31 protein-coding genes and 1 tRNA gene are annotated in these 20,235 nt (G+C 63.8%); 18 read left to right on the forward strand and 14 right to left on the reverse strand.

The window, feature by feature from the left end; translation table 11 throughout:
* Window positions 1–205: 205 nt before the first annotated feature.
* Both HU230_RS11815 and HU230_RS11820 read right to left on the reverse strand, forming a co-directional pair.
* The gene (locus tag HU230_RS11815; protein WP_176531517.1) at window positions 206–550 is read right to left on the reverse strand and encodes a hypothetical protein; all 345 of its coding nucleotides are present in this window, start codon (window positions 548–550) and stop codon (window positions 206–208) included.
* Window positions 551–968: 418 nt separating this feature from the next.
* Window positions 969–1,343: a hypothetical protein gene (locus HU230_RS11820; protein WP_176531516.1), complete on the reverse strand. Its 375-nt coding sequence runs from the start codon at window positions 1,341–1,343 to the stop codon at window positions 969–971.
* Between the two features lie 93 nt (window positions 1,344–1,436).
* Between HU230_RS11820 and epmA the strand changes: the two genes are divergently transcribed.
* The 3 genes from epmA (at window position 1,437) to HU230_RS11835 (ending at window position 4,081) form a co-directional block, all read left to right on the forward strand.
* On the forward strand, window positions 1,437–2,489 hold the full coding sequence (gene epmA, locus HU230_RS11825; RefSeq protein ID WP_176531515.1) for an EF-P lysine aminoacylase EpmA: 1,053 nt from the start codon (window positions 1,437–1,439) through the stop codon (window positions 2,487–2,489).
* Window positions 2,486–3,577: a lysine-2,3-aminomutase-like protein gene (locus HU230_RS11830; RefSeq protein WP_176531514.1), complete on the forward strand. Its 1,092-nt coding sequence runs from the start codon at window positions 2,486–2,488 to the stop codon at window positions 3,575–3,577. The genes epmA and HU230_RS11830 overlap by 4 nt, the downstream gene beginning before the upstream one ends.
* 243 nt (window positions 3,578–3,820) lie before the next feature.
* A complete protein-coding gene (locus HU230_RS11835; protein ID WP_176531513.1) occupies window positions 3,821–4,081 on the forward strand; it encodes a hypothetical protein in 261 nt (86 codons plus the stop codon).
* 66 nt (window positions 4,082–4,147) lie between these two features.
* Here the strand turns inward: HU230_RS11835 and HU230_RS11840 are convergent, their stop codons facing one another.
* The 3 genes from HU230_RS11840 to HU230_RS11850 all read right to left on the reverse strand — a co-directional run bounded on the left by HU230_RS11840 (window position 4,148) and on the right by HU230_RS11850 (window position 7,160).
* Window positions 4,148–5,233, reverse strand: a complete 1,086-nt coding sequence (locus HU230_RS11840; protein WP_173643403.1) for a 3-deoxy-7-phosphoheptulonate synthase — start codon at window positions 5,231–5,233, stop codon at window positions 4,148–4,150.
* Window positions 5,234–5,469: 236 nt separating this feature from the next.
* A complete protein-coding gene (locus HU230_RS11845; protein WP_173643404.1) occupies window positions 5,470–6,042 on the reverse strand; it encodes an HdeD family acid-resistance protein in 573 nt (190 codons plus the stop codon).
* Window positions 6,043–6,122: 80 nt separating this feature from the next.
* Window positions 6,123–7,160 (reverse strand): PrsW family glutamic-type intramembrane protease, encoded by a 1,038-nt coding sequence (locus HU230_RS11850; RefSeq protein ID WP_176531512.1) that lies wholly within the window; start codon window positions 7,158–7,160, stop codon window positions 6,123–6,125.
* 209 nt (window positions 7,161–7,369) lie between these two features.
* Between HU230_RS11850 and HU230_RS11855 the strand changes: the two genes are divergently transcribed.
* Complete coding sequence (locus HU230_RS11855) at window positions 7,370–7,588, forward strand: DUF2061 domain-containing protein (RefSeq protein ID WP_176531511.1); 219 nt, start codon at window positions 7,370–7,372, stop codon at window positions 7,586–7,588.
* Window positions 7,589–7,826: 238 nt separating this feature from the next.
* Here HU230_RS11855 and HU230_RS11860 read toward each other — a convergent pair whose 3' ends face one another.
* From HU230_RS11860 to HU230_RS11870, 3 genes are all read right to left on the reverse strand, one after another.
* Window positions 7,827–8,117 (reverse strand): hypothetical protein, encoded by a 291-nt coding sequence (locus tag HU230_RS11860; protein WP_338077405.1) that lies wholly within the window; start codon window positions 8,115–8,117, stop codon window positions 7,827–7,829.
* A 62-nt stretch (window positions 8,118–8,179) separates the two neighbouring features.
* Complete coding sequence (locus tag HU230_RS11865; RefSeq protein ID WP_173643407.1) at window positions 8,180–8,668, reverse strand: YciE/YciF ferroxidase family protein; 489 nt, start codon at window positions 8,666–8,668, stop codon at window positions 8,180–8,182.
* 99 nt (window positions 8,669–8,767) lie between these two features.
* On the reverse strand, window positions 8,768–10,000 hold the full coding sequence (locus HU230_RS11870; protein WP_176531510.1) for a Zn-dependent hydrolase: 1,233 nt from the start codon (window positions 9,998–10,000) through the stop codon (window positions 8,768–8,770).
* 192 nt (window positions 10,001–10,192) lie between these two features.
* On the opposite strand from HU230_RS11870, the gene HU230_RS11875 reads away from it, so the two are divergent.
* From HU230_RS11875 to HU230_RS11890, 4 genes are all read left to right on the forward strand, one after another.
* Entirely contained in the window at window positions 10,193–10,543 is a 351-nt protein-coding gene (locus tag HU230_RS11875) for a hypothetical protein (protein ID WP_176531509.1), read from the forward strand.
* 91 nt (window positions 10,544–10,634) lie between these two features.
* Window positions 10,635–11,753 (forward strand): IS630 family transposase, encoded by a 1,119-nt coding sequence (locus HU230_RS11880; RefSeq protein ID WP_176534927.1) that lies wholly within the window; start codon window positions 10,635–10,637, stop codon window positions 11,751–11,753.
* A 72-nt stretch (window positions 11,754–11,825) separates the two neighbouring features.
* Window positions 11,826–11,975 carry a hypothetical protein gene (locus HU230_RS11885; protein ID WP_234633866.1) on the forward strand — a complete coding sequence of 50 codons (150 nt, stop codon included), beginning with the start codon at window positions 11,826–11,828 and terminating at the stop codon, window positions 11,973–11,975.
* 157 nt (window positions 11,976–12,132) lie between these two features.
* Window positions 12,133–12,207 (forward strand) — tRNA-Glu (locus tag HU230_RS11890).
* Window positions 12,208–12,601: 394 nt separating this feature from the next.
* Here HU230_RS11890 and HU230_RS11895 read toward each other — a convergent pair.
* The 6 genes from HU230_RS11895 to HU230_RS11920 all read right to left on the reverse strand — a co-directional run bounded on the left by HU230_RS11895 (window position 12,602) and on the right by HU230_RS11920 (window position 15,267).
* A complete protein-coding gene (locus tag HU230_RS11895) occupies window positions 12,602–13,363 on the reverse strand; it encodes an outer membrane protein (RefSeq protein ID WP_176531508.1) in 762 nt (253 codons plus the stop codon).
* A 314-nt stretch (window positions 13,364–13,677) separates the two neighbouring features.
* The gene (locus tag HU230_RS11900) at window positions 13,678–13,893 is read right to left on the reverse strand and encodes a hypothetical protein (RefSeq protein ID WP_176531507.1); all 216 of its coding nucleotides are present in this window, start codon (window positions 13,891–13,893) and stop codon (window positions 13,678–13,680) included.
* Window positions 13,890–14,048: a hypothetical protein gene (locus HU230_RS11905; protein ID WP_176531506.1), complete on the reverse strand. Its 159-nt coding sequence runs from the start codon at window positions 14,046–14,048 to the stop codon at window positions 13,890–13,892. Before HU230_RS11905 ends, HU230_RS11900 begins: the two co-directional genes overlap by 4 nt.
* Before the next feature lie 222 nt (window positions 14,049–14,270).
* The gene (locus HU230_RS11910) at window positions 14,271–14,420 is read right to left on the reverse strand and encodes a hypothetical protein (RefSeq protein WP_176531505.1); all 150 of its coding nucleotides are present in this window, start codon (window positions 14,418–14,420) and stop codon (window positions 14,271–14,273) included.
* Between the two features lie 64 nt (window positions 14,421–14,484).
* Window positions 14,485–14,691: a hypothetical protein gene (locus tag HU230_RS11915; RefSeq protein WP_176531504.1), complete on the reverse strand. Its 207-nt coding sequence runs from the start codon at window positions 14,689–14,691 to the stop codon at window positions 14,485–14,487.
* Window positions 14,692–15,267 (reverse strand): LexA family protein, encoded by a 576-nt coding sequence (locus HU230_RS11920; RefSeq protein WP_176531503.1) that lies wholly within the window; start codon window positions 15,265–15,267, stop codon window positions 14,692–14,694.
* A gap of 137 nt (window positions 15,268–15,404) precedes the next feature.
* On the opposite strand from HU230_RS11920, the gene HU230_RS11925 reads away from it, so the two are divergent.
* Genes HU230_RS11925 through HU230_RS11970 form a run of 10 tightly spaced genes read left to right on the forward strand, consistent with a single transcriptional unit; the run spans window position 15,405 to window position 20,197 of the window.
* Window positions 15,405–15,611 carry a hypothetical protein gene (locus HU230_RS11925; RefSeq protein ID WP_176531502.1) on the forward strand — a complete coding sequence of 69 codons (207 nt, stop codon included), beginning with the start codon at window positions 15,405–15,407 and terminating at the stop codon, window positions 15,609–15,611.
* Between the two features lie 19 nt (window positions 15,612–15,630).
* A complete protein-coding gene (locus HU230_RS11930; protein WP_176531501.1) occupies window positions 15,631–15,786 on the forward strand; it encodes a hypothetical protein in 156 nt (51 codons plus the stop codon).
* A complete protein-coding gene (locus HU230_RS11935; protein WP_176531500.1) occupies window positions 15,783–16,049 on the forward strand; it encodes a DUF2312 domain-containing protein in 267 nt (88 codons plus the stop codon). The genes HU230_RS11930 and HU230_RS11935 overlap by 4 nt, the downstream gene beginning before the upstream one ends.
* A complete protein-coding gene (locus tag HU230_RS11940) occupies window positions 16,049–16,531 on the forward strand; it encodes an HNH endonuclease (protein WP_176531499.1) in 483 nt (160 codons plus the stop codon). The genes HU230_RS11935 and HU230_RS11940 overlap by 1 nt, the downstream gene beginning before the upstream one ends.
* Entirely contained in the window at window positions 16,528–16,968 is a 441-nt protein-coding gene (locus HU230_RS11945) for a LexA family transcriptional regulator (protein WP_224943216.1), read from the forward strand. Before HU230_RS11940 ends, HU230_RS11945 begins: the two co-directional genes overlap by 4 nt.
* On the forward strand, window positions 16,965–18,872 hold the full coding sequence (locus HU230_RS11950; RefSeq protein WP_176531498.1) for a methyltransferase-A70 family protein: 1,908 nt from the start codon (window positions 16,965–16,967) through the stop codon (window positions 18,870–18,872). The genes HU230_RS11945 and HU230_RS11950 overlap by 4 nt, the downstream gene beginning before the upstream one ends.
* Window positions 18,869–19,255, forward strand: a complete 387-nt coding sequence (locus HU230_RS11955) for a hypothetical protein (protein WP_176531497.1) — start codon at window positions 18,869–18,871, stop codon at window positions 19,253–19,255. The genes HU230_RS11950 and HU230_RS11955 overlap by 4 nt, the downstream gene beginning before the upstream one ends.
* Entirely contained in the window at window positions 19,252–19,803 is a 552-nt protein-coding gene (locus HU230_RS11960; RefSeq protein ID WP_176531496.1) for a DUF7220 family protein, read from the forward strand. Before HU230_RS11955 ends, HU230_RS11960 begins: the two co-directional genes overlap by 4 nt.
* Window positions 19,800–19,982 carry a hypothetical protein gene (locus HU230_RS11965; RefSeq protein WP_176531495.1) on the forward strand — a complete coding sequence of 61 codons (183 nt, stop codon included), beginning with the start codon at window positions 19,800–19,802 and terminating at the stop codon, window positions 19,980–19,982. Before HU230_RS11960 ends, HU230_RS11965 begins: the two co-directional genes overlap by 4 nt.
* Window positions 19,982–20,197 (forward strand): hypothetical protein, encoded by a 216-nt coding sequence (locus tag HU230_RS11970; protein ID WP_176531494.1) that lies wholly within the window; start codon window positions 19,982–19,984, stop codon window positions 20,195–20,197. The genes HU230_RS11965 and HU230_RS11970 overlap by 1 nt, the downstream gene beginning before the upstream one ends.
* Window positions 20,198–20,235 lie beyond the last annotated feature (38 nt).

A 20,235-nucleotide genomic window follows, 5' to 3' on the forward strand; every position in this document is an offset into this window, starting at 1 on the left:
GGTATAAGCCCGCAACCGGAAATTCGTCATCGGCTCCGCAGGTTCTCTCAAAGGGCTACCCGGTGAAGGTCGTTCAAAATGGCCATGTAGCTCCGACTCAGTCGGCGCCGAGCAATCCGCCCAGTGGTGGTTCAAGTGTGAAGCCGCCCGTCCCACCTAAGAAATAGCCGACCTAAATCGCATTCAAATGACAGGATTGCTGCCGTCAATCCTGCCAGTGCGTCGGGCGGTTCCAAGGGCGGTTCTCGCCGCGCTCCTGCCATTCGCGGGCCTCTCGTATATCGCCCTCGGTGAGGGTGGGGCGGATCGCGCCCCAAACGAGCTTCACCATTTGCTTGCATTCTTCGACGTCGCGGCAAAGGCCGCGGTGCGATGGGTGTTGCGGTTTGCCCGGGAAGGAGACGCCCCACGCCACGGCCTGGCGCCCGGCTGGCAAGCCGATCTGCCTATGGATGCGGCCTATGCGGATGCCGTCCCAAATCACCACGTAGTCGTCCGGCGCGGTCTCGCCGCCGATAACGGTTTTGCGCAAAAGTAGCTGGTCGGTCATCTTGCGAATGTAAGCCGCCGCGAAACGCAGTCACGGCTTCGTGTTAAGCGTATTTCCAATACGTCGGTTACGAGTTTTTTGCTTGCGCTTAAGGCAGGACAGCCACACCCTTGCACCACTGTTCGGCTGCGAGTTCGCCGAATCAGTGTTCCCAGCGAAAAGCCGCCCCCGGTTGGACGAGGACGGCTTTAACTACGCTGGGTGGCTCCCCGCGCCGTCGCTCTTGGTCTTCGGACCTTGAGCGGCGGTTGCGCGCAGTCACGGTATGCTTAGCACCGCGATTGTCAATTAACGCGCGCGTGTCCTGGTCACAATGGCGCTCGTTTACGGTGGGTAAGTCTACGGTAAGCCTATCGGTCATTTTTCCGCATTTGTTCACGTTCGTTCACATCTGTTCTTTGAACAAAATCGAAATACATCAATGGTTTAGGGCGGTCGGCGGAAAATACTGATTTGTCCCTGAGATGCCAGTCTTTTGCGGCCGAATTCGGCAGTTTGCCAACCGCCGGCAACAGCCTTCGGGGCGCCGCTGATGAGGGTCCTTGCCGGGGATTTTTCGGGCCTTCTCGTTATATTCGGCGAGGCTTGCGGGAACCGAGAATGTGCCCGTCTTCAGGTCGTAGAGGCAGCAACCAGCCGACCGTGGCCACATCCCGCTTCCGCGGAATTGACGATCGGACGCGTGAGCCGGCGTCAGGTTCAGCCGTGGCAACGCATGGACAATGCCGGCATCTTTCGACAAGAAGGGATTCGCTTCGCCGCGTTCCGCTGCGATCAAGGTCGTGTCGACCATGTATTTGTATGGAATCAAGGATTTGCGCCCGGCTCTTAAATCAGGGCGGTGGCTTGTTGATGTTGAATCCGTAACCGTTGGATCGGCCGGCCGATGACAGGCCATGACCAGCCGTCGCCCTGGTGGACGCCGTCACGCTACGCTGATCGCAGGCCATTCCTGCAGGCGCGGACCGCGATCACGCGGGCGCTCCGGGCGTGGTTCGAGGAGCAGGGCTTTGCCGAGGTCGAGACCGCCATCCTGCAGATCTCGCCTGGCAACGAGACGCATCTGCACGCCCCCCGTACCGAACTCAGGCAAGCCGATGGCTCAGCTGCGCCACGCTATCTGCGCACCTCGCCCGAGTTCGCCTGCAAGAAGCTGCTCGCGGCCGGCGAGCCCAGGATCTATGAGTTCGCGCGGGTGTTCCGCGATCGCGAGCGCGGCGACCTCCATCTGCCCGAATTCACCATGCTGGAATGGTACCGCGCCAATGCCGGATACGACGCCATCATGGCAGACACGATCGTCGTCATCGCCCATGCCGCGCAGGCGACCGGGATCGGGCGGTTTTCCTTCCGCGGCAGGATCGCCGATCCCTCGGCCGAGCCGGAGCTGCTGACGGTTGCCGCAGGTTTCGAGCGCTTCGCCGGCATCGACCTGCTGGCGACGATTTCGGGCGGCGAGGGCAATCGCGAGGCGCTGGCGTTAGCCGCGCGCGAGCGGGTGCGGATCGCCGACGACGACACCTGGTCGGACATTCTCAGCAAGGTGCTGGTCGAACATGTCGAGCCCAATCTCGGACAGGGCCGCCTGACGGTGCTGTTCGAGTACCCGTCGCCGGAGGCCGCGCTGGCACGCACCAAAGCAGGCGAGCCTCGTGTCGCCGAGCGCTTCGAGGTCTATGCCTGCGGGGTCGAGCTCGCCAACGGCTTTGGCGAGTTGACCGACGCAGCCGAGCAGCGCCATCGTTTCAACGCAGCCATGGACGAGAAGGCCCGCCGTTACGGCGAGCGCTATCCGCTCGACGACGATTTCCTTGCCGCCGTCGGCCAGATGCCCGAGGCGAGCGGCGTCGCGCTCGGCTTCGATCGGCTGGTGATGCTGGCGAGCGGCGCGCCACGAATTGACCAGGTGGTCTGGACGCCGCCTGCAGGAGAGCCATGAACAGGATCGATCCGAAACTGGCGGCAACGCTGCGCCAGCCGCGCGAGCTGGCCGATGCCGGCCTCGTGCCGGTCGCAGCCCTTGCCGAGCTCGAACAGGTGGCTGCGCGCTACGCGGTAGCGGTGACGCCGGAGCTCACGGCGCTCATTGATCCGGCCGACGCTAACGACCCGATCGCGCGGCAGTTCATCCCGAGCGCCGACGAGCTCGTCGAGCAGCCGGGCGAGAGCGCCGATCCGATCGGCGACGATGCGCATTCGCCGGTCGCCGGCATCGTGCATCGCTATCCGGACCGGGTGTTGTTCAAGCTCGTCCATGTCTGCGCGGTCTATTGCCGGTTCTGTTTCCGGCGCGAAATGGTCGGGCCGGGCAAGGCCTCGGCCGTGTCCGACGATGCCTACCGCGGGGCACTGGAGTACATCCGTACCCATCAAGAAGTCTGGGAAGTCATCCTGACCGGCGGCGATCCCTTGATGCTGTCGTCGCGCAGGCTGTCCGAGATCATGGCCGATCTCGCTGGCATCGATCATGTGAAGATCGTCCGCCTTCACAGCCGCGTTCCCATCGCCGATCCCGAACGGATCAATTCCGACATGGTCGCGGCGCTGCGGGTCGACGGGGCGACGACCTGGATCGCAATCCACGCCAACCATCCGCGCGAGCTGGGCGCCAATGCCCGCGCCGCGTGCGCGCGCCTTGCCGACGCCGGCATCCCATTGGTCAGCCAGTCCGTCCTGCTGCGCGGCGTCAATGACGATGCCGCGACGCTCGCGGCGCTGATGCGCGCCTTCGTCGAGTGCCGGATCAAGCCCTATTATCTGCACCACGGCGACCTTGCACCCGGCACCGCGCATTTGCGCACCACGATCGAAGCCGGGCAGGAATTGATGCGGGCGTTGCGCGGGCGCGTCTCCGGACTGTGCCAGCCTGATTATGTGCTCGACATCCCCGGGGGCTACGGCAAGGCGCCGATCGGCCCGACCTATTTGTCGCAGCCGGCTTCCCGCGAAGGGGAGGATTCGGTGGAGCGGCGGTACCGTATCGTCGATTATTGCGGTGACGTTCATCTTTACCCGCCGCAGCCGTGAGCCTGCGATGAGCGCCGCGGGGGGACGGACGGCAGGAGCCGCCCGAGGACGAGGGCAGCCGCGGCGTCGAAAATGCTGTGATGTTCGGCTTCTTTGTGGTGCTGGTCGCCGCGGGAATCTGGCTCCTTGGCACGATGGCCGATATACGGAAGGTTCAGGATTGCGCAGCGCAGGGGCGACGCAATTGTGCTACCGTCGAGGTGCCGAAACGGGCGCAATAGGGTTGAGAAGCGGAGACGCGAGATGCGGAAGACTGTTTTGTTGATGGCTCTGATGATGGTTGGAGCGCCCCAGGTTGGAACGTCCCAGGCATGGGCGCAGCAACAGGGCGGATCGTCCTCCATGCAGAAGAACGCGCCGCTGCCGGAGGCGCCGGTCGGACATCGTCAGCCACGCCGCGGCGACGTTCCCAATGAAAAGAATATCAGCGATCCGAACAACACCGCGAACAAGGAAGACGCTGCGCTCGACAAGAAGATCAAGAGCATCTGCCGCGGCTGTTAGGCCACGGAAGAGACCGGCGGAGCGCGATATCCGCCCCGCCGGCAACGCTCAATCCGTTCGACCGTCTCAGGCCGAACGCTCCTGCAGGCCGTCACGCCGCACGCTGCGCCTGGCGTCGACGGCATCGGCCAACTGCTTCAGCACGTCAGCCGTCGTCGCGAGATCGATGCAGCCGTCCGTGATGCTCTGGCCGTAGGTCAGCGGCTTGCCCGGCACGACGTCCTGGCGTCCCGCGACAAGGTTGCTCTCGATCATCACGCCGATGATGCGCTGGTCGCCGCTTGCGACCTGCTGTGCGATGTCGGCGGCAACCAGCGGCTGGTTCTCCGGCTTCTTGCTGCTGTTCGCGTGGCTGGTGTCGATCATCAGCCGTGGCGCGACGCCGGCGTGGCCGAGCTCGGCCGCGGCAGCATCGACGCTTGCTGCATCGTAGTTCGGCACCCGGCCGCCGCGCAGGATGACGTGGCAGTCCTCGTTGCCGCTGGTCGCGGCGATCGCCGAACGGCCGCCTTTGGTGACCGCCATGAAATGGTGCGGGTGCGACGCCGATTTCACCGCGTCCGCCGCGATCCGCACGCCACCGTCGGTGCTGTTCTTGAAGCCGACCGGGCACGACAGGCCGGACGCCAGCTCGCGATGGATCTGGCTCTCGGTGGTGCGTGCGCCGATCGCGGCCCAGGAGACCAGATCGGCGATGTATTGCGGCGTCGTCATGTCGAGGAATTCGGTGCCGGCCGGCAGGCCGAGATTGTTCACGGCCGACAGCACGTTGCGTGCAAGGCGCAGGCCCTTGTTGATGTCGAAGCTGCCGTCGAGATCGGGATCGTTGATCAGGCCCTTCCAGCCGACGGTGGTGCGCGGCTTCTCGAAATAGACCCGCATCACGATCTCGAGGCGGTCGGCGAGCTGTTCGCGCAGGCTGGCGAGACGCTCGGCGTAGTCAACGGCCGCCGCGGGATCGTGGATGGAGCAGGGGCCGACGACGACCAGCAGGCGGTCATCGGTGCCGTTGAGGATCGCGTGGATGGCGTTGCGGGCGCCCATCACGACGCGGGTCGCCGTCAGGGTGCGCGGGACCTCCCGCATCACCTCTTCGGGCGTACTGAGCTCTTTCAGTTCCTTGATGCGAAGGTCGTCTGTCGTACTCAACACGGCTGGCTCCTTTGGATTTCGGGACCTGCCGGCACACAAAAAAGCCGCCAGGCCCTGGCGGCTTGTTTTGGACGTTTGCTGCAATTCTTCAGATTGAGCGCGATCCTCCTGCCGCCAGCGAGCTGTCGTAGCTAAAGTACCAAAAATAGCTGGTGGCGACGGTGATCATGGCGGGCTCTATACCCGACGGATATCGGCCTGTCACCCCCCAAAACCGCGGGTGAGCCGGTTCGTCGTCAGGTGTTGCGCGCCGCCAACGCCATACCTATCAGGGTCGCCCCGCCGAACATCAGGTTGAGGCCGACCAGGAGGCCGATCGCCCAGCCGGCCGACTCCGGCAGGCCGGCGATGATGAAGAAGGCGATCACGATATCCATCAGGCCGGCGATCAGCAGCCAGGACCAGCGTCCCGACAATTCGCGACGGTGCTCCAGCGCATACATGATGGTGGCGACGCCCTCGGCGACGAAATAGGCGCCGACGACGATGGTCAGCGTCAGCACGCCCTGCACCGGACGGGCCAGCAGCACCATGCCGGCCAGCACGGCGAGCGCGGCCGAGATCAGCGACCACCAGAAGCCCGGCATGTTGCGCGCCCAGAAGGTCACGATCAGTCCGCCGATGCCTGAGATCAGGAACATCCAGCCGAGGAAGATGGTGACGGCGAGGCCAGCGAATGTCGGCACGATCATCGCCGCGATGCCGAGGATCACGAGCAGGATGCCTTCGAACAGGAACGCCTTCCAGTGTTGCTTGACCGCGGCCTTCATCTCCGATCGCAGTTTGTCGAGATCGTTGGACAGGGTCATCGCGGCTCTCCAAATCTGCAACCGTAAAGTCTGCGAGCTTCAAGTCTTCGAGCACGGGGTCTGCGAGCGTGCGGCGTATCCTAGCTCTGGCCCGGCGCCGACGGAAAGCCCTCCGCGGCGGTCCGCATCCGGTTGCGGCCAAGGAAATAGACCGCGGTGGTCGCGATCAGCAGCGCCAGTCCGATCAGGATCGAGGTGAGGCCGATCGGGACCAGGATGAACGACGCATTGCGCTCGGGATTGACGTACCAGTGATGCAGCGACGTGAGCAGGAACGAGACCCCGGCAAAGCCGGTGCCGCCGCCGACCAACAGCAGTGCCCACATTCGCCGCAGCTGGCTCAGCCGCTCGCGCGCGACATCAGTGCGCGGCGCATGATGCCTGCCGAGGCGGCGCACCAGGCGGATCGCAAAGCCGATCGAGGAGAAGCCGATCAGCACGCTCGCCGAACCAAGCAGCAGGCGCGTGGTCGAGCTGAGATCGGGAATGCGTTGGAGCGCGAGCAGCGGAAAATCGAACGCCGTGTGCAGCGCGACCGGCGCGACCAGCACCAGCGCCCAGTTGGTGATGCGCGCCCAGTCGCGGTGGCCGCGGTAGGCGCCGAGCGCGCCGCCGGAGCGCGCGATCGCAAGGTAGGCGCCGGCAATGATGCCGAGCGCGCCGTGAAACGGCACCGTGAGCACGCTGCGCAACGCCGCGAGCGCCCGCCACATGTCCTTGTGCTGGACGAGATAGGCGAGGTTCTCGTAGGCCGCAAATCCGAGGCCCGCGGCCGCGCCATAGACCACCGTATCCATCGGATCGGCGAAGGCACGGCGGCGGGTCGAGATGGCGACGATGACGAGAACCTTGACGATCTCCTCCGGCGCCGCGACGCCGAACGCCGCGCGGACCGCCTGGGTCGCCCAAGGATTGTCGGGAATGGCAAGCAGCGCATTGAAGGGAATTCGCGCCAGGCCGAGCAGCGAGATGCTGGCCGCGCCGAGCACGAAGGCGAGCCACACCTGCACCGGCGGTCCGGGGCGCTCGTCGGCGGCAATCACCAGCCACAGCACCAGCAACGCGGGTGCGATGGCGGCGGCGCCAATCACAGTCGGAAGCGACTCAAGCAACAACATGGGATCAATCTGTTCTCGTGAAAGGCGAAAATGGCCGCAAACCCAGCACTTTGCAAGGTGGCCGGCGGTCGCGGACACGCGCTTGGGAATTCACGTTTGGCTGTATCCGGCGGCTGGCACAGTCGGATCCTGGATGATTGCGCGGCGGGCGCGAGCGCGCCGGTGAACGACATGGTAGAAGTGCTCGATCAGACTGGAGACGTTACCGGGTGCATTTACGCGCAGCAGAGAGTCACACGCGATCGATCCTCAAGGCCATCAGCTGGCGGACATTGGGGACGCTCGATACTTTCGCCATCAGCTGGTTCATGACCGGCAAGGTCTCGCTCGCCGGCTCGATCGCCGGGCTCGAGATCGTCACCAAGATCGCCTGGTACTATGTACACGAGCGGGTCTGGGCAGTTGTTCCGTTCGGACGGCGCGCCTGACCCGCGCGACCGGTGCGGCGAAGCAGGATTTTCTGGGAACGGACCGGGCAATGATGAACCCCGCTGGATTTGCGGGGCCGTGCAGGTGCGCGAGAACAATATCCACTTCTGGATTGAAAACAGTGTTCACGCTGTTGGGCAATTCGGAACGGCGGGAGCGTCGCAGGACGTTGACGAATTGGTTCGTCGGCTCATTGCCGGGGCTGAAGGTCGGGGCCTCCGCCGTCTCTGCGAACAGCTACTTCTGAGCCGGCGTCCCGGAAGGCCGTAACCAATCCGCCATCTGTGCCGCGGTTTCCGCCTGGCGAGCTCGTTGGATCAACCGCTCGCGCTCAACGCCCGGATAGGTGCCTTGTGCTTCCTTCCGAAGACGCTCAGCCTGATCACCAAGGCGAATTTCGAGAGAATCGGTCTGCTTGAACCGGCGACGCTGCATGGAACGCTGCTCCATCTTGTTGGGAGGGCGGGAGCGCGTGATGGCGTTCTCGTCACCGATAGATGCCGCGTGCGGGGCGATGACGATGACCAACGGCCCGCACGGCAATATGTTCCTGCAATGGGAACAATCCCCCGGGCGGGCCGAGGCACATCTCAGGCTGCTTCAGCGTTGATGGCCGCGACGGCCAGTTTGGTCAGCGCGTCGTCGGTTTTCTTTTCCTCAGCCAGGGTCTGATCGAGAAGCTTGACCGCGTCGTTCATGCTCAGCCTGCTGGCCCATGCCTTGAGCGTGCCATAGCGGGAGATTTCGTAGTGCTCGACCGCCTGTGCGGCGGCAAGCAGGCCAGGATCGAGCGCCGGCGTGTCGGCGTATTCGTCCATGATCTCCTTGCCCTCGTCGATGATCCCCTCGATCGCGTCGCATTTTTTGCCGCGCGCCGGCTTTCCCAACAGCTCGAAGATCTTCTCGAGCCGGTCGATCTGGCCTTCGGTCTCCTCGTGATGCTTCTCGAAGGCTGCGCGCAATTTATCCGATGACGCTGCCTTGGCCATCTTTGGCAGCGCCTTATAGATCTGCTTCTCGGCGTAGTAGATGTCCTTCAAGGTGTCGAGGAACAGGGCGCTGAGGTCTTTCTCCGGCATCGACTTTCTCCATCGCAAGGGTTGATTTCGCGATCCCAACACGAGCGCAGATGCGATGTTCCTATTTGTGGTGGCTGGAGCTTGAGCCAGCTGAACCGATCATTGCGTCAGCAGGCGCCGGCAGGTTTCGACGAACACCTCGGCGCCGGTGACGATATCGGCGTCGTCGGTGTTCTCGCTCCAGTGATGGCTGATGCCGCCGATCGACGGCACGAACAGCATCGCCGCCGGCATGATGGTGGCGAGGACCTGGGCGTCATGGCCGGCGCCGCTCGGCATGCGGATTGATTTGCCGCCGGCGCAGGCGGCGCTCGCGGCCTCGATCGCATCCTGGAACGCAGGCGTCATCATCGCGGGCACGCCGGTGCGGATCCGCTCGACCTTCACGCCACAGCGGCCCTGCGCGGTGGCTTCTTCCGCCAGACGATGCAGGTGCGCCTCGAGCCGCGCGATCACCTCGGGATTGTCGTCGCGGATCTGGAACAGCATCTCGGCGTGGCCTGGGATGATGCTCGGCGCGCCCGGGTCCAGCGTGATGCGGCCGGTGGTCCAGACCGTGCGCGGTCCGCATAGCGCAGGGAAGCTGTCGTCGATCGCGACGCAGAACCGGGCCAGCGCCAGGCCGGCATCCTTGCGCACCGCCATTCGCATGGTGCCGGCATGGTTCTGCTCGCCGGTGAAGGTGACGCGATATTGCCAGATGCCGACGATGGAGGTGACGACGCCGATCTTGAGCCGGCTAGCTTCCAGCGTGTCGCCTTGCTCGATATGGGCTTCGAGATAGCCGATATGGCGGCCATGCTCGGCGGTGAGGCGCGGGCGGCCGGCGAAGCCCGCATCGTGCAAGGCCTGTCGCATGGTGCGATCGCTGGAGCGGTCGCGCGCTGCATCGATGTCGGCCTCGGTCACGGCGCCGGCAAACGACCGGCTGCCGAGGAAACTGCCGAAATGTCCCTCCTCGTCGCACCATGCGGCGACCTCGACCGCGCCGTTGATGCCGGGATCGCCATTGATGACGCGCGCGGCTTCGAGCGCATAGATCACGCCGAGCGGTCCATCGAGCCAGCCTGCATGGTTCTGGCTTTCGAGATGCGAGCCCGCGAGCAGCTTCGGTCCTGCTTTCGCACTTTTGCCGAACACATTGCCGATGCCGTCGATCGTCGCGGTGAGGTCGGCATCGGGCAGGTGTGCCGCAAGCCAGTCCAGCGAGCGCAGATGCGGCTCCGAGAATGTCGGCTTGTGCACGCCGGTCTTGTAGGCGCCGATCGCGCGCAGCGCATTGAGATCGGCGAGCACGCGCTTGCCGTCAAAGCGACCGTTGATGCCTGGCATGATTGGACTCCGAATGAGCGTCTTTGGTTTGAGTCTTGATCTACGACTTCATTTGCGTCTTGGCGCCGCAATCCCGTCTTGATGCCGTCGCGGTTGGATGCGACGGAACAATCAGGGCAAACGATTTCTTAGCGGTTCTGCTTTTAGGTCGCGGGTCTGATGTCGCGGTACGAATAGCGTGTGAGTGTGATCATGTCTGCATTCCGGAACTGGGCTCGCAAGGCCGCTGTGCTGTTTCTCCCGATCGCGCTCGGCGCCTGCGCGCAGGTCTCGCAGCAATACAGCATGACGACCCCGCCGCCGGGAACCGGTCCGCTGGCCTGGGACGGCGCCGGGCAGGATCCCAATCAGCCGCAGCCGCGACGCCATGCGCGGAATGCCTCGCCGGCGGTGGCGGAGACGCAACTGTCGGAAGCGGATGCGGACGACCGGCTGGCGCGCAAGCTCGTGATCTGCAGCACCTGCATCAAGCAGACGCCGGTGGCGGCGGCCGCGGCGCAGCCGACCAATCGTCAGGACGTCGCGAGCGTGACCAATCACTAGTGTCCCGAGTCACAAGTTCGCAATCGTAGATTCGCAGTAGGTTCGCGTCGCTGTGCCAAGGCTGGAGGCAGCAGCAGTGACGGAGGATCTGATGGCGGTCCGGCAACTTGCCTCCCTGACATTGAGTGATGAAGAGCGCGCCGAACTGAAGGCGCTGACGACGCGGCGGAAGACGGCGCAAGCGCTGGCTCTGAGAGCCCGGATCGTGCTGACCTGCGCGGAAGGCGGTCAAAACAAGGAAGTGGCGGCCAAGCTGGGCTTGGGCCGGTCAACGGTAGGCAAGTGGCGGCGGCGCTTTGTGGAGCGGCGCGTGGACGGGCTGCATGACGAGCCCCGCTCCGGGGCGCCACGTACGGTTGACGATGCCCGCATCGAAGCCATGATCGTGAGGACGTTGGAAAGTTGCCCCGAGAACGCCACCCATTGGAGTTCCCGCGGCATGGCGAAGGCCAGCGGCCTGTCGGTGTCGACGGTGCAACGCATCTGGCGGGCCTTCGGGCTCCAGCCGCACCGGCTAGAGACGTTCAAGCTCTCGACCGATCCAAACTTCGTGGCCAAAGTGCGCGACGTCGTGGGCCTTTACGTCTCCCCGCCGGAGCACGCCATCGTTCTCTGTGTGGATGAGAAATCCCAAATCCAGGCACTGGACCGCAGTCAGCCGATGCTGCCGATGCGTCCCGGCCAACCGGCCCGAAGAAGCCATGACTACACAAGGCACGGCACCACATCGCTGTTCGCCGCCCTCGACATTGCCAGTGGACGGGTGATCGGCAAGTGCTACGGACGCCACCGTGCTGTCGAGTTCCGCAAGTTCCTCGACGAGATCGAGGCTGCCGTGCCGCGCGACCTCGACGTCCATTTGATCATGGACAATTACGCCACGCACAAGACGCCATTGATCCGAAGATGGCTCGCCAAGCGGCCCCGGTGGCACGTGCACCTGACCCCGACCAGTTCGTCATGGCTCAACCAGGTCGAGCGCTTCTTCGCACTCCTGACCGACAAGAAGATCAGACGCGGCATCTATCGGAGCGTTGCCGCCCTCCGGGCAGACATCGCTTCCTTCATCGACCGGCACAACGCCGATCCCAAGCCGTTCCGCTGGACTAAGTCCGCCGATGACATCCTGGCATCCATCGAACGCTTCTGCCGGTACAACGCTCCGCCAAATCCAGATTCGATATCGCGAACTTCTGGTCCACCACACTAGCGCGCTGTCGCCAGACATCGATCCGGCCTGCAGGCCTTAGTTAGGCCACGATGTCGTTCGATGCGCAGGCCCATGTCGTTCCGTAGACTCATTGTTCCCGTCGTCGTCGTCGCGCTTGCGGCCGCCATCCTGATTCATGGGGGCGGTTCGCGGGCCCATGCGCATGTGCCGTCGCATTGCGGCTTCTGGACCTCGATCGAGGCCGGATTGTCGTGCAGGTAATCTCCCGCCGGTGGCCTGGGCGGCAGTCCGGGAAAAGCGTTCTGAACGCTTGCCCGTCCGGCCAATCGCCACTATACGTTCGCCCGTCGCAGCCGTTCGCCGGTAGCGGCCAGTCTGGCATGTCTCACGTCTAACGTATTGATTTGCCGGGAGTTTTGCTCCCTTCGTCTATCGGTTAGGACGCCACCCTTTCACGGTGGAGAGAGCGGTTCGATTCCGCTAGGGAGCGCCATCGCGCAAACCTATCATAAAAGTTGCAATAATTTCAAACCCTTAAGCCGGCGGCGTCTTTTCTGTTGGACGCTTTGTTGGACGGCGACGAAATGCGATCTGTTCCTAACTTGTTCGCGGCGTCTAAGCGTCCGGAAAGTGCGCTGATTAAGCTGCGCATTTTGGGAGCCCGAAGGATCATTAACTCGACGCGCTGAGCTCAGGATCGGGGCGCGCCGGTTTCTCTAACGAGTTCCTGGCGCGAAGCTAGTTCGATTGTCGCCGCAACATTATTCATGGCCGCGCTGTAAAAACGCACCATAGGCGGCCAAATTCATGGTCTGAAAGATTCTTCTCCAAAAAAAGGGCCGGCATCTCTGCCGGCCTAATTTACGGGAAAAACCGCACAGACGAGGTCAGTATCGCGCCGCGACCGGGGCGCCGTAGCCGCCGAAGCGGTAATTAAACCGCACAGTGACCATATCGACGTCTTGGCTGATCCGGTCGTTGAGCACGGCTGCAAGGCGCGGATCGGCGACGGAGAAGGAGTTATTCGAATGCCCCATGAACAGATGGTCGTATTCAACACCGACGGACCAGTTTGGTGTGAAGCCATACTCAAGGCCGACACCCACTGTGCCGCCCCAGCGCGTGTTACTCGCCGAGACCAGACCGAGCCCGGTGAAAGTGTCGAATATATCAAGGCGATTGCTGGTCACGGCCGCGCCGCCCTTCACGTAGAGCAGGGTCGCATTCCACGCCCAACCGAGTTGGCCTGTGAAGAGGCCGATGCCGTCAGTCTTCACGCGGGTTGAGAGCGTCGGATCGAACAGGCTGACGCGCGTGTTGCTGAGGTCAGCCCAATCGCCTTGTGCTTCCAATCCGAACACAAACTGATTGGCTTGCCAGCGATACCCGATTTGCCCGCCGAAAACGCCTCCCGAACGATCACGGCAACCGCTTGCCACTGTCCCTGCAGCAGTGATGAAATCCACGCAATTGTTGCTTTGGCCCCAGCCGCCGTTGGCGCCGATGTAGAAACCGGTCCAGTCATAAATCGGCGCCACCATCGGGGGCGGCGCCTTGGTGTAGGGACGGGCCGCCAGATCCGCGGCGCTTGCCGGCGCCGACGCGCTCAGCGCCATCGCACCAATCGTAACAACCAACAGCTTTTTCATGTGAATTTCCTCCAGTCCGCTTCCGTAGTCCCCGAAGCGTTTTCGGCCAGGCAGGAGCGCCCACTTCACGATTCCACCACCAATTGTAAGATGGATGCTGCCGGTATCGTGTAACGGATAGGCCACACCCGCCTTAATTTCGAGGGTAAGGTGTTAACGCAGATTAAGAATCGGGCTCCGCTTTCCGTATAGCGCCGAAGGGGACTGCCACACCTCGCTCGAGATTGGGGGCGACAATTCGCACCAAGAGCGAGAACCCCGTACGATGACGACTTGGGCCCGCCAGCGCAGAGACCGACGCCCCGGCCGAGCTTCTAGAGCACGGTCGACCGAGCGTCCTGCTGCTCTGTTGTCCGGCGTGCCAGATGACGCCGAGCACGGCTGATGGGATCGTCATAGCTCCTAAGGGCCTCAAGCTCCTGCTCAAGTCGATCGAGCAGGGGCGCATATTTGACGCCGTGCAGGATGATCACTTCGGAAACGAGCGCGATCGCGTCGAGCAGTTGTTCCTCGGTGATCGGCGCGGTCATGCGCGTCGCAGGGTACGTTGAGCGTCGACCCTTATCGGTGGATAGAGGCGTTCTGTCGCCCTTACGCCACCTTCAAAGCCGCGACGATAACCGACGCGAAGGCCGGCCAGAAGGCCGACCACAAAGCTGGCTGCGATGAAGATCGCGAGCTTCATCGACATCGCCTCGCGGATGCGACGCGGAATACTGGACCCAGCGTGTCATCAACAATCTGCGCCCGACCGCCGGAGATCAAGGGGGCGGCCATCTCGCTGCCTATTCTCCTGGCGCCGAACCGCCAGCCGCCGCGCGGATGCCGCTCGAATGGACTGTATTCGAGCAGCGCAAGCGCGATGTAATGATTGCGTTGAAGGCGCTTCATCAGGGAAGGGCCGCTCTCACAGGCTCGGCCCGGCGAGCTGGTGCGCCAGCGCGCGTGCATCAGCAGCATGTTCCTTGATCTGCGAGCGGGTGAAGCCGAGACGCTCGAGATCGTCTTCGGTGATGCCGCCCTCACGGTAGGAAGCAGCGCGCATGTCGTCGGCCATGCGCTTGACCGTCTCACTCGGCGAAAGCGGTGAGCGCGGCTTTACCAGCGCGGTATCAATGTATTCAGGGACTTTTGCTTGAGCTGCAGCCGGGCGGCTGATGGCGGGAAGGCGATTGCAGGAAGGACGTCGCATAGGGGTTCCCCGTTTGTTTCACGGGAAACAAAATCTCACCAAATTGGTGTCGCGTCAATTGCGCAATCACCAAAACGGTGATGATATCTGAAATGGTGTTATGATCTTCTTTGTCGCTGCATTCGTCGGTGATCAATTACCCCAAATCGTTGATGACGCGGCCAACGCGGCCGATGATCAGCGTCTCGCTCGACATCTGAATAGTCTCATGATCGGGATTCGTAGAGAACGGCTGTAGCCGCGGCGGATTGCCGTGACGGTATCTCTTGAAGGTGGCGTCACCCTCCGGCGTACCGAAAACGTAAAATTTGTCGGTGAGCAGGCGGTGGTCGGACAAATTGACGCAGATGTACGATCCATCGGGGGCGATTCGATCCATCGAGTCGCCCTGCACTTCAAGGACGATCCAATCGCCCTTCGGCAAATCCGCGAGATAAACGTACTTACGCACGTCCGACTTTCGAACACCCTCCTGGCTTGCGAGGCGTCCAGCGCTGACCCACGATAGAAGTGGTGCTCGGAACGTCTTCAAGCCGGGGAATACCAGCCGCTCGGGTGACGTGCGCAGGGCCGGAGCCAATCGCTCGGCCCAGAGTGCTGTCATCTCCCGCTCCCCGTGAATGAGCCGATTGATCTGCTGGGGGCTCGTACCGGCGGCCTTGGCAAGCTCTGCCTGCGTTACATCCGGCCGCTTTGTGAGGGCGTCAGCCAATCCGTTTGGGTATTTCTCCTTCATGGCCGGCAATGGGCACCAAATTGGTGTTACTTCATAGCACCAATTTGGTGAATTGCACTTGCGAATCATCACCATATTGGTGACGTAGTGGCGTCATGCGCTTTGACCCATGGATGATCGCCAACAGAGAGAGCAACGCCGGCTTCGGAAAGCGGGCTGGCTGGAGCGGCGAAACCGTACGCCGCTACCGATCCGGCGAACGCGAGCCCGACAAGAAGGCGATGGCGACGATCTTCGAACTGACGGGTGGCGATGTGACGCCGAACGACTGGGTCGGCGTCGGTCCTCGGACCGAAAACGCTGGGCAGCAGAGCGCGTGACCGACAGGGGGATCGAGCCGTGACCGGCGATATCAATGTAGAGGACCTGCGTTTCCTGGTGTTCATGGCCTGCATTCTGCTGGTTGGGTTGTTCGCCGCGGTCGGCGCCGCGATGCAGCCTTTCCTCGAGCGTCGCCGCGACGCCGGCGCCGGCTTCCGTTGGATGCGCCGATGACTAAGAAACCCGCCGCAGAAACCCGCGCGACGACGATCGCTAAAGACCAGCTGAAATCGATCATCGAGCGCGTCGAGCGCTTGATCGAGGAAAAAAAGACGATCGCCGACGACATCAGCGACGTCTACGCCGAGGCGAAGGGCAACGGCTTCGACGTCAAGGCGCTGCGCGCGATCATCAAGATGCGCCAACAGGACCCTATCAAGCGCGAGGCGCATGAGACGATCCTCGATACCTACATGCAGGCGCTGGGGATGCTGTGATGCACGGCTCTTTCGCCAGCGTCCGGCCGAGTGAATCCATCTCGATCGAGTGGCTGCTCGACTCAGGGCTGACGCCCTGGCGGCGGATCATGCTCTCGGCGCGCGATAACGTCTGGTCGCTGGTCGACGCCTGCGATTACGACTGGCTGTCGAGAAATGCTTGGAATGTGTCTTGGGGTTCGCGCACGCCCTGGCAGCTCTACGCAAAGCGCAACGTCGGTCCGGATCGAGCGACCCTGCGTCAACATCGCGAGATCAAGATCGTCCGCGATCCGCGCTCCGAGCGGTTCATGCGGACGCATCACGTCGACCACGGCAACGGGCAAACGCTCGATAACCGCGACGACAATCTCTCCTGGTGCACTCACAAGCAGAACATGAAGAACCGCCGGCCGCGCGCGGCGATCCCTTCGCTCGAGCAGATCGTCCTCGAGCTGATGCGCGTTCATGACATCCCGTTTCCGCAGGAGGTTCCGTTTTGACCGACGTTCCCGCATCCGATGGCATGGGGCTAACCGCCCGTATGGTCGACGCGTTGAAAGCGATCACTGAATTTGTCGGTCGCCATGGTGCGATGCCGACGCGCCGCGCGTTGGCCGACGTGATGGGCTGTAATCCGAACAACGCCAACCGCCTGATGGATAGCCTGGTCGAGCGGGGCGAGCTGTCGGCCGTGACGCGGCGCGGCTGGGTCGCGGTCGCTGGTTTCGGCCGCGATGGCGTCCTGATCTCGGTCCGGCCGCATATCGCGGCGCGGCTCGCGGCCTATTGCGCGGCGAACGGCGAGAAGGTGACGGCCGTCGCCGATGACGCGATCCAGCTGCATCTCGACCAGCTCGAGGGCGACGTCGCTACTGTCGTGCCGTGCGGCGACGGCGTCGCCATTGTCGTCGACGACGAGGAGGGTACCGCGTCGTGACCGAGCTCGTTCGATATGAAGCGGCGCGCAAGGCGCTGGCCGAGGCCGTCGCGGTCGACGAGGTCCAGGAGATCCGCAGCCAGGCCGAGGCGATGCGCCACTATGCGCGCCAGGCGAAGGATCGCGACCTCGAGATCCAGGCGGCGCAGCTGCGTTTCCGTGCCGAGCGGCGCCTCGGCGAGATGATCGTCGCGCAAAAGGAAACGGTCGGACTCAATACCGGATCACGTGGCCAGCTGCGCGGGCGGAACGTTTCTGGCGGTTCGGTTTCGGAACAGCCAGAAGATGACCGGCCGACCCTTGCCGAGGCGGGGATCGACCGCAAACTGTCATCCAAGGCGCAGCGCCTGGCTGCAATGCCGGCGGCCGAATTCGAGGCGGCGCTCGACCGTCACCAGGAAGAAATGCGCGCCGGGGTTGCCCGTGTCGCGATGGACCTGGCAAAGGTCGGCGCCGAGGAAAAGGGGAGGGAGCATCGCCGCAACGTGGCGCTGGCGCTCTCTGACGCCTCGGCGCTGCAGCCGACGGGCCGCAAGTATCCGATCATTTATGCCGATCCGCCGTGGCATCGAAACCAGGGCGTCACCAGCCGCTCCTATGAGAATCATTATCCGACCATGCCGTGGTCGGAGATCTGCGATCTGCCGGTTAAGGACATGGTCCTGCCGGACGCCTGGCTGTTTCTCTGGATTCCGCGGGCGCATCTGCTGGCCTGGCATGAGGCCGAGATCGAGGCGACGGATCTGCGGACCGGCGAGGTCATCAAGGTCCGCGCGCAGATGCCGCTCGCCTCGGCGGTGGCGCTGTCGTGGGGCTTTGACTCCTACTCGACCGCGTTCGTCTGGACGAAAAACGACGACGAGCACCCGACCGAGGCCGGCGGCGCCGTCCTGGTCCGCGACCAGGACGAGCTGCTGCTGCTGTTCAAGCGGGGGAAGGGCCTGCCGAAACCGGGGAGCGGCGAAAAGTTCGGCTCCAACCATCGCGAGCGCTCGAGGCCGCTCGGGCATTCGCGCAAGCCGGAGCATTACCGGCGCATGATCGCGGCCATGAGCGGCGGAGTGCCGGCGCTCGAGCTGTTTGCGCGCGTCGACGCTGAGCATCCGCTGCCGCCTGGCTGGGATGCATGGGGCAACCAGGCGGCGACAGCTGCGCTCGACGGGACTGCGGCGCGCGTCGCGGCCTTCTGCGCCGATGGTCCCGTCTGGGTGACGCGCGACGAGGTCATCGCGGCCGACCGTGCCGCGTTTGAGCAATTCAATTCCCAAGCGATCGCGGGCGAGAGCTCGGCGCCTGACGGGGCGTCGGCGGGTATAGAACCGCCGCGCGATCGGACTGCCGATGGTCGGTCATCGGACGAGGCCGCAACGGGTAGCCATAGCGCTGCGGCCTCACAGTTAGCGGACGCCGGAGCTCACGCCGGCGATCGTCCAGCCCTTTCGGCCGACGTTGCCTCGGTGCCGATCGGGAAAGTCGTTTCGAGCGTCGCCGTTGCCGGCTGCGCCGATACAGCCGAGCCGCCGGCGAACCGACCTGGACGCGACATTCTCGATGACGGGCTCGATATCCCGGAATTTCTGCGCCGGACGCCGAAACCGGCGCCGGATCTCGTCGTCTCGCAAACCGAAATGGATCTCGCGCGTATCGACCGCGCGCCGGCCGAGGTCGTCGACGATCGTCTGCAAACGCGGCTGCCGCTGACCGAGGACGAGCTCGATATGCAGGCCGCGCTGCTCGCGATCGACGCCGGCGAGCAGATCGACGGCGACATGGTCCGGCATCTGGTCGGCGCAGGTTTCGCGCATTGCACGTCGACCGGGGTCATGGTGACCGGTGCCGGCCGCGATTTCCTCGCGCAGCTGGTAGCGACGCCGGCGCAGCTCGATCTCGAGGCGCGCGCGTGACCGACAAAGTCGCACTGTTCCGGCAGATCGCTGCGATCGAGGCCGAGATCAAGGATCGCAGCGCCGGCGCGCGCTCGAGGCTCGATCGGTCGGCGTCGCAGCGCCAGTGCGACGGCCTCGAGGCCGGCGCGAAAACGCTGCTCTGGCTATCGCAGAACGCGGCGCGCATCGCTGCGGCGTCTCCGCTTCCGGCCTGCACAATTTCGATGACCAGGCAAGTCACTGCCGTCGAGACCGAGCTCAAGGATCGCCGCAGCGGCGCGCGGGCCAAGCTGAGCTCGTCCGCTGCGATCTACCAACGCGACGGCCTCCAGGCCGCTGCAAACACGCTGCGCTGGCTACAGCAAAACGAGGCGAGCATCAAAGGGGCATTGCGGCAATGAAGCAAACGAAACTGGCATCACTCGCGGAGAGCGCGATCAACGTCTTAGTTGGTTTCGTCATCAGCCTTGCGGCGCAGGTCTATTTCCTGCCGCTGCTCGGCGTCACGGTCTCGATCGCGCAGAACGTCACGTTTGCGCTAATCATGACCGCAATCTCGATCTGCAGGTCGTACCTGCTGCGCCGGTTATTCGAGGCGCTGCATATTCGCCGGCCGCTGTCGTCGTTCATGCAGGCTGTTATCGCGGAGCGCTTTCGCCAGATCGAGCGGGAGGGTTGGTCGACCGAGCACGACGACGGATACGATCGCGGCACGCTGGGCCGAGCTGGTGCCGCGTTCATTTTGCATGCCGGCACGGAATCGCGGGCGGTGCCGCACGAATGGCCCTGGACGCGCGAATGGTGGAAGCCAGCGGGCTATCGGCGTGACCTGGTCCGCGGTGTCGCCTTGGCGATCGCCGAGGGCGAGCGGTTCGATCGCAACCGGAATCCGACCGGCGTCCCATCTCGATTGAGGCGACCGCTTGCTGCGCAGGAGCTGCAGCGATGACGCAGCTCGAGATCGCCGCGATCGCCGTCGGCGCTTTCGCACTGTTCATGTTCGGCTATTCCCTCGGCTGGATACAGCGTGACCGGCTCGCTCGGCGCGCGGTTGCGCTCGAACCACGTTTCGATGCTGGCGGCTCTGTCTGCGAGGATCTCGAGGCCCGCGTCCGGAGGGCCGCTTGATGGGCTCGACGCGGCACAAGTGGGGCGAGAAGGTCCGATTTCCGCTCAAGACCGAACAGCAATGTATCCGCTGCGACGTGGTCAAGGTCGGCCGCCGCGAGGGCGGTCCTGCGGGCTATTGGGACGAGTTCTGGCGCGACGAGGAACGTATCCATTGCACGGCGACGCCGCCCTGCGATGCGCGGCGTGAGGCGGTCGCAGTTGCGGCGGCCTAACGCGATCGTGTGCTGCCTGGCTGGCGAAGGGCCGGAGG

The sequence above is a fragment of the Bradyrhizobium quebecense genome (assembly GCF_013373795.3).
GTDB classification, from domain to species: Bacteria; Pseudomonadota; Alphaproteobacteria; order Rhizobiales; family Xanthobacteraceae; genus Bradyrhizobium; species Bradyrhizobium quebecense.